8 protein-coding genes are annotated in these 6,761 nt (G+C 34.6%); all 8 read left to right on the top strand.

Annotated features, from left to right (window positions below):
• Positions 1-888, top strand: an 888-nt coding sequence (locus VKY47_RS13010; RefSeq protein ID WP_324313245.1) for an HAD-IC family P-type ATPase, incomplete at its 5' end; no start/stop codon positions are given.
• 80 nt (positions 889-968) lie between these two features.
• Positions 969-1,157, top strand: coding sequence for a cbb3-type cytochrome oxidase assembly protein CcoS (gene ccoS, locus VKY47_RS13005; RefSeq protein ID WP_324313244.1), 189 nt, complete (start codon positions 969-971; stop codon positions 1,155-1,157).
• A gap of 10 nt (positions 1,158-1,167) precedes the next feature.
• Positions 1,168-3,360 carry a cytochrome-c oxidase, cbb3-type subunit I gene (ccoN, locus tag VKY47_RS13000; RefSeq protein WP_324313243.1) on the top strand — a complete coding sequence of 731 codons (2,193 nt, stop codon included), beginning with the start codon at positions 1,168-1,170 and terminating at the stop codon, positions 3,358-3,360.
• 6 nt (positions 3,361-3,366) lie between these two features.
• Entirely contained in the window at positions 3,367-3,552 is a 186-nt protein-coding gene (locus tag VKY47_RS12995) for a CcoQ/FixQ family Cbb3-type cytochrome c oxidase assembly chaperone (RefSeq protein WP_324313242.1), read from the top strand.
• Positions 3,549-4,424, top strand: coding sequence for a cbb3-type cytochrome c oxidase N-terminal domain-containing protein (locus VKY47_RS12990; RefSeq protein ID WP_324313241.1), 876 nt, complete (start codon positions 3,549-3,551; stop codon positions 4,422-4,424). The genes VKY47_RS12995 and VKY47_RS12990 overlap by 4 nt, the downstream gene beginning before the upstream one ends.
• Positions 4,425-4,507: 83 nt before the next feature.
• Positions 4,508-5,932: a cytochrome c oxidase accessory protein CcoG gene (gene ccoG, locus VKY47_RS12985; RefSeq protein WP_324313240.1), complete on the top strand. Its 1,425-nt coding sequence runs from the start codon at positions 4,508-4,510 to the stop codon at positions 5,930-5,932.
• Between the two features lie 70 nt (positions 5,933-6,002).
• Positions 6,003-6,449: a FixH family protein gene (locus VKY47_RS12980; RefSeq protein WP_324313239.1), complete on the top strand. Its 447-nt coding sequence runs from the start codon at positions 6,003-6,005 to the stop codon at positions 6,447-6,449.
• Between the two features lie 48 nt (positions 6,450-6,497).
• Positions 6,498-6,761 (top strand): sulfite exporter TauE/SafE family protein (locus VKY47_RS12975; RefSeq protein ID WP_324313238.1); only part of this gene is annotated, 264 nt, incomplete at its 3' end.

Here is a 6,761-nt window from a genome sequence, read left to right as displayed (position 1 = left end):
ATTTTCGATAAAACAGGAACTATAACTACCAATCAAAAAAGTCATGCTACATATCAAGGTGATACTTTGTCAACTAAGGAAGAAATGCTCTTGAAGAATACGCTTCGTGGTTCAAATCACCCATTAAGCAGATCTTTATATGATATTTTAGACGAACATGATATAGTATCTTTAAATTATTTTGAAGAACATGTTGGGAAGGGAATTGAAGCTTCACATAACAATAACAACATGAAAGTTGGATCTGCGGTTTTTGTTGGAAACACAACAGACACCAATGTTTTAACAACTTCTGTTCATATTAGTAGTAACAATATCTATAAAGGAAAATATACTTTTCACAACAATTACAGAAAGGGTCTTTCCAAACTATTTAACACTTTGAAAAAAGATTACGATTTGGTAATTTTATCTGGAGATAACGAAGGAGAGCAAGAAAATCTAAAAAAATTACTACCTTCGAAGACCAAGCTGATTTTTAACCAAAAACCAGATGACAAGTTGGAGTATATAAAATATCATCAATCCGAAGGAGCAAAAGTATTAATGATCGGAGACGGCCTTAACGACGCTGGAGCATTGGCACAAAGCAATGTAGGTATTTCGGTATCAGAAAATGTGAATGTGTTTTCCCCAGCTTGCGACGCCATTTTGGATGCTTCTAAATTCGATCAATTATTCAAGTATATTAAAGCCTCGAAAGGAGCTATAAAAATAATTAAATGGAGTTTTGCTTTATCCTTTTTTTATAACGTTATTGGATTATATTTTGCAGTTACCGGTCAGTTGGCTCCAGTAATTGCTGCTATTTTAATGCCATTGAGTTCTATTAGTATTGTAGTTTTTACTACTATTGCAACAAACTTATTGGGACGAAGATTAGAATGAATACAAATAATCAAATATGATAAAAATCATATTTTAAAATCGGTTACAAAAGTAATTTTGAACCACAACTTCAGGTAGGTATGAGTGCTATTTATATATTATTAAGTATCAGCATATTGGTTGCTGTTTTCTTTTTTATAATTTTTATTATGGCAGTTAGAAGTGGGCAATTCGACGACAGCTATACACCTTCGGTACGAATGCTCTTTGAAGATGAATTAGTAAAAGAACAAACAAAATCAACAAATAAAGAAACCAAAAAAGACTAATTAAACCATTATGGAAGTACAACAATTTTATTACGATAACAAAATCGTTAGAAATTTCCTTTACGCCACAATACTCTGGGGAGTTGTAGGAATGATTGTAGGTTTGCTACTAGCATTTATGTTTTTATTCCCAAATTTAACCGACGGAATTTCCTGGTTAAGTTTTGGCCGTTTAAGACCTTTGCACACTAACGCAGTTATTTTTGCCTTTGTAGGAAATGCTATTTTTGCTGGGGTTTACTACTCTACGCAACGTTTACTTAAAGCTAGAATGTATAGCGATGCTTTAAGTAAATTAAACTTTTGGGGTTGGCAGCTTATTATTGTAGCAGCAGCAATTACACTTCCATTGGGTTTTTCTTCTTCTAAAGAATACGCCGAACTAGAATGGCCTATAGATATTGCTATTGCCATAGTTTGGGTAGCTTTTGGTATTAACTTAATTGGTACCATGATAAAAAGAAGACAACGCCATTTATACGTAGCTCTTTGGTTTTACTTGGCTACTTTTGTTACGGTTGCAGTACTTCATATCTTTAATAGTTTAGCACTTCCAGTAAGTGGTTTTAAAAGTTATTCTGTTTATGCAGGAGTTCAAGACGCCTTGGTTCAATGGTGGTATGGTCATAATGCCGTAGCGTTTTTCTTGACCACACCGTTTTTAGGACTTATGTATTACTTTGTACCTAAAGCGGCAAACAGACCTGTATATTCTTATAGATTATCTATTATTCACTTTTGGTCCTTAATATTTATTTACATCTGGGCAGGACCTCACCACTTGTTATATTCTGCTTTACCAGAATGGGCTCAAAACTTAGGTGTTGCCTTTTCTATTATGTTGTTAATGCCTTCTTGGGGAGGGATGATCAACGGATTATTAACACTTCGTGGAGCATGGGACAAAGTACGTACGGATCCCGTTTTAAAATTCATGGTTGTAGCTATAACCGGTTACGGAATGGCCACTTTTGAAGGCCCGATGTTATCTCTTAAAAACGTAAATGCCATTGGTCACTTTACAGACTGGATTATTGCGCACGTGCATGTTGGAGCATTGGCTTGGAATGGATTCTTAGCCTTTGGTATGATCTATTGGTTAATACCAAGATTGGTGAAATCAAAATTATATTCCATTGGTTTGGCAAACTTCCATTTCTGGATTGGTACTTTAGGTATTATTATGTACGCTTTACCACTTTACGTTGCTGGATTTACCCAAGCAAGTATGTGGAAACAATTTAATCCAGATGGTACTTTAGTATATGGTAACTTTTTAGAAACCGTTACCGAAATCATGCCAATGTATTGGATGAGAGCTATAGGTGGAACCTTATATTTAACAGGAATGTTGGTGTTGGTTTACAACGTTATTATGACTATTAAACAAGGTGTTCCGGTAACCGATGAATTAGCCGAAGCTCCAGCCTTACAAAACGTATCTAAAAGACGTGTTGCTGGCGAAGGATGGCACACGTGGTTAGAGCGTAAACCTATTAAACTTACAATTTTTGCAACTATTGCTATCTTAATTGGTGGAATTGTTCAAATTGTACCAACCATTATGGTAAAATCCAATATTCCAACCATAAGTAGTGTTAAACCATATACTCCATTAGAGCTAGAAGGTAGAGACATTTATATTCGTGAAGGTTGTGTTGGATGTCACTCGCAAATGGTTCGTCCGTTTAGAAGTGAGGTAGAACGTTATGGAGAATACTCGAAAGCTGGAGAATATGTGTATGATCATCCATTCCTTTGGGGAAGTAAACGTACCGGTCCAGATTTACATCGTATCGGTGGAAAGTATTCAGACAGCTGGCACTTAAACCACATGTACGATCCACAAAGCACATCTTCGGGTTCTATAATGCCTGCATACCAATGGTTGATTAAAAACGAGTTGGATAAGTCGCATACAGAAACCAAGTTAAAAACCATGGTAAAATTAGGTGTTCCATATACTGAAGAATACATTGCCAACGCACATCAACATATGTTGGATCAAGGAACGCAAATTGAGAAAAACTTATATTCCGATCCAGATTTTGCTGAAACGTATGAAGCCGACAAACAAGCTGGAGGCGAAGATTTTGTTGAAATGCGCAATCGTGAAATTGTAGCTGTAATTGCTTATTTACAACGATTAGGAACAGATATTAAAGTAGAGGATTTAGACGAAACATCAAGTACTATAAACTAAGAAATCATGTTAAAATTTGCAAAAAATTATATGGATAGTATAGAGGGAATTGAAATTTTCCCTATCATTTCCTTACTGATATTTTTCACGTTCTTCGTAGGATTGTTTTGGTGGGTTTTTACAGCCAAAAAAGACTATATCAACGAAGTAAGCGACATGCCATTAGATAACCAAAAAGACCAAACATTATGAGACAATCAATGCCATCATGGGTAAGGGTACCCGTTATATTCTTTATTATTTTCGGACTAGTAGAGTACTTTGTTAATTCAGGAAAACTACCTGCATTTGTAGAGTATCCAATGGTACTCTTGTTTTTGGCCTTTGTTCTTTTTGTATTGGTTGCAATAGAAGCAATTGTAAACTCTTTGGGGAACATTCTTTATCAAAGTTTAGATGAGGAAGGAAAAGCTAAATACGATGCAACGGAACCAAAAACGTCCAAATGGGTTAATAAAATAAAATCTATTTATAAAAAATCTCTAGGTTCAAAACCTATGGCCAAAGAACATGAAATTATTTTAGATCATAGTTACGACGGCATTAGGGAACTAGACAACGATCTTCCACCTTGGTGGTTATACGGGTTTTATGCGTCCATAATTTTTGCTGTTATTTATTTAATACGATTTGAAGTGTTGGATGGTTACAACCAATACGATGAGTTAGAAACAGAATACGCCGAAGCTCAAGTAGCCATAGAAGCGTATAAAAAAACAGCTAAAAACTTAGTTGATTTCAATACGGTTGAAGTGCTTACCAGCCCTGCCGATTTAAGCAATGGAAAAGCTCTATACGAAATCAATTGTGTGGCTTGTCACCAGTCTGATGGCGGTGGAGGTATTGGGCCAAACCTAACCGATGAACATTGGATTTTAGGTGGAGGTATAAAGCATATATTTAAAACCATCTCTGAAGGAGGTAGAACTGGAAAAGGGATGATTGCTTGGAAACAAAGTTTAAAACCTTTAGAAATTGCCCAAATATCAAGTTATGTATTGCAATTTCAAGGTACCACTCCTGAAAAGCCAAAAGAGGCAGAAGGAGATATCTGGAAAGAATAAATTAAATTACATCATTAGAATCAAGAATTAAGGCCACATCTTCCAACCAAAGGTCTTAATTCTTGACTCTTTAACATAAAGCCATGGAAACCCCAGAAAATGAATCATTTAGAGACACCTTAGGTACGTTAACTGAAGATGGAAAACGTGCTTGGGTATATCCAAAAAAGCCAAGTGGAAGATTTTACGAATATCGTAAGATAGTTAGTTATGTTCTTTTGCTCTTTTTAATTGCTGCACCCTTTATTAAAATAAATGGAAATCAGTTTTTACTGTTCAACATTATAGAGCGACGCTTTAATATCTTCGGACTTCCTTTTTGGCCTCAAGATTTTCACTTATTTGTAATTTCCATGATTATTGGGGTTATTTTCATAGCCTTGTTTACTGTTAGTTTTGGTAGAATTTTCTGTGGTTGGATCTGTCCCCAAACTATTTTTATGGAAATGGTTTTCCGAAGAATAGAATATTGGATTGATGGCGATAGAAATAAACAAAGAAGACTGGACAATCAACCATGGAATGCTGAAAAAATAAGAAAGCGCAGTTTAAAATGGTTTATCTTCATAATTATTTCATTTCTTATTGCTAATGTCTTTTTAGCATATTTAATTGGTAGCGACAAACTTATTCAATACGTTAAAGAAGGACCTTTACAACATACAGAAACGCTTTTTCCATTAATTATCTTTACGGCCATATTCTATTTTGTTTTTTCTTGGTTTAGAGAGCAAGTATGTATCATTGCTTGCCCTTATGGTAGATTACAAGGGGTTCTTTTAGACAATAAATCCATAATAGTAGCCTACGATCACAAACGTGGCGAAGGCGAAAACGGTAGAAAGAAATTTAGAAAAGATGAGGATCGCGAGGCTTTAGGGCACGGAGACTGTATAGATTGTTTTCAATGTGTCCATGTTTGTCCTACGGGAATAGATATTAGAAACGGCACACAATTAGAATGTGTAAACTGTACAGCTTGTATTGATGAATGCGATCATATTATGGAAAGCATTAACCTACCTAAAGGTTTGATTAGATATGCAAGTGAAGACGAAATAGAAAAGAAAGAAAAGTTTAAAGTAACCGCAAGAATGAAAGGTTATATTGCTGTTCTTGTTATTTTAACAGGTGTTCTTTTTGGTATGATGTCATTAAGAAACGATGTTGAAGCACGTATTTTAAGATTGCCTGGGCAACTTTACGAACATAAGGAAGGTGATATTATTAGTAATGTATTTACTTACAAACTAATTAACAAAACCACTAAATCGGTTGATAGTATTAGCTTCAAACTAAAAAAATATAAAGGTGAAATTAAGCTGGTTTCAAATTCCGATACTTTTAATGTCCCAGAACAAGGGATGGCACAAGGTACTTTGTTTATCGAAATAGATAAAAAAGAATTGGAAAGCGATAAAAACAAATTGACCATTGAAGTTTATAGTGGCAACGAATTAATTGAAACAACAACCGTTAACTTTTTAGCACCAAGAAGTTATTATTAAATTCAGAAAACTGTTTTAATATAACTAAGTATTAATTAAATAAAATTTCTGCTTTTGCAGGATATTAGATATGAAAATAAATTGGGGAACAGGTCTCGTAATTGCCATGATAGGGTTTATTAGCTTTATTATGTATTTTATAATTAAAGTAAATACAGACAGTGCATACGATCATGATTTAGTTGTCGAAGAATATTACAAAGCCGAATTAACTTTTCAAGGTGAAATTGACCGTGAAGAAAAATCTAGAGAACTGGATGAAAATATTACTTGGACAAAAACAGAAGATGGTCTGTTATTATCTTTTCCAGAAGATTTAGATTCACAAGCCATAACTGGAAGTGTGTTTTTATACCGAACGTCCAATAAAAAACTTGATTTCGAAATGCCTATTTCAATTTCAGATAACGTTATGCTTATCCCATCCGACCGTTTGCTAGATGGCAGATGGAACTTAAAAGTGGATTGGAAATACAAAGATGCTGCTTATTTATATAAAAAGGAGATTATGTATTAATGCTACTCTCGGCACTAAAATAACCCGTTTTAAAACACCACTTACATCATGCTTTGGTCTGCCCTTGTATTAGGTTTATTAGGAAGTTTTCACTGTGTTGGTATGTGTGGACCTATTGCTTTTATGTTGCCAGTGGACAGAAGCCATTCGGCAAAAAAAGTAGTTCAAATTTCCACCTATCATTTTGGACGATTACTGGCTTACAGCATTATAGGACTTGTATTTGGTCTTGTTGGGAAAGGTCTATATCTATTTGGAATCCAGCAGCAACTATCTATCGCAATTGGAGTTTTAATGATTGTAGTTATTCTA

Source organism: Xanthomarina sp., assembly GCF_035306705.1.
Classification (GTDB): domain Bacteria; phylum Bacteroidota; class Bacteroidia; order Flavobacteriales; family Flavobacteriaceae; genus Xanthomarina.
The sequence above is the reverse complement of the archived record's forward strand: the minus strand, read 5'-3'. Positions and strand labels throughout refer to the sequence as shown.

Coding starts and splice junctions, on each gene's coding strand:
- ccoS (WP_324313244.1), top strand. CDS start 969: ATGAGTGCTATTTATATATTATTAAGTATCAGCATATTGGTTGCTGTT.
- VKY47_RS12995 (WP_324313242.1), top strand. CDS start 3,367: ATGTTAAAATTTGCAAAAAATTATATGGATAGTATAGAGGGAATTGAA.
- ccoG (WP_324313240.1), top strand. CDS start 4,508: ATGGAAACCCCAGAAAATGAATCATTTAGAGACACCTTAGGTACGTTA.
- VKY47_RS12980 (WP_324313239.1), top strand. CDS start 6,003: ATGAAAATAAATTGGGGAACAGGTCTCGTAATTGCCATGATAGGGTTT.
- ccoN (WP_324313243.1), top strand. CDS start 1,168: ATGGAAGTACAACAATTTTATTACGATAACAAAATCGTTAGAAATTTC.
- VKY47_RS12990 (WP_324313241.1), top strand. CDS start 3,549: ATGAGACAATCAATGCCATCATGGGTAAGGGTACCCGTTATATTCTTT.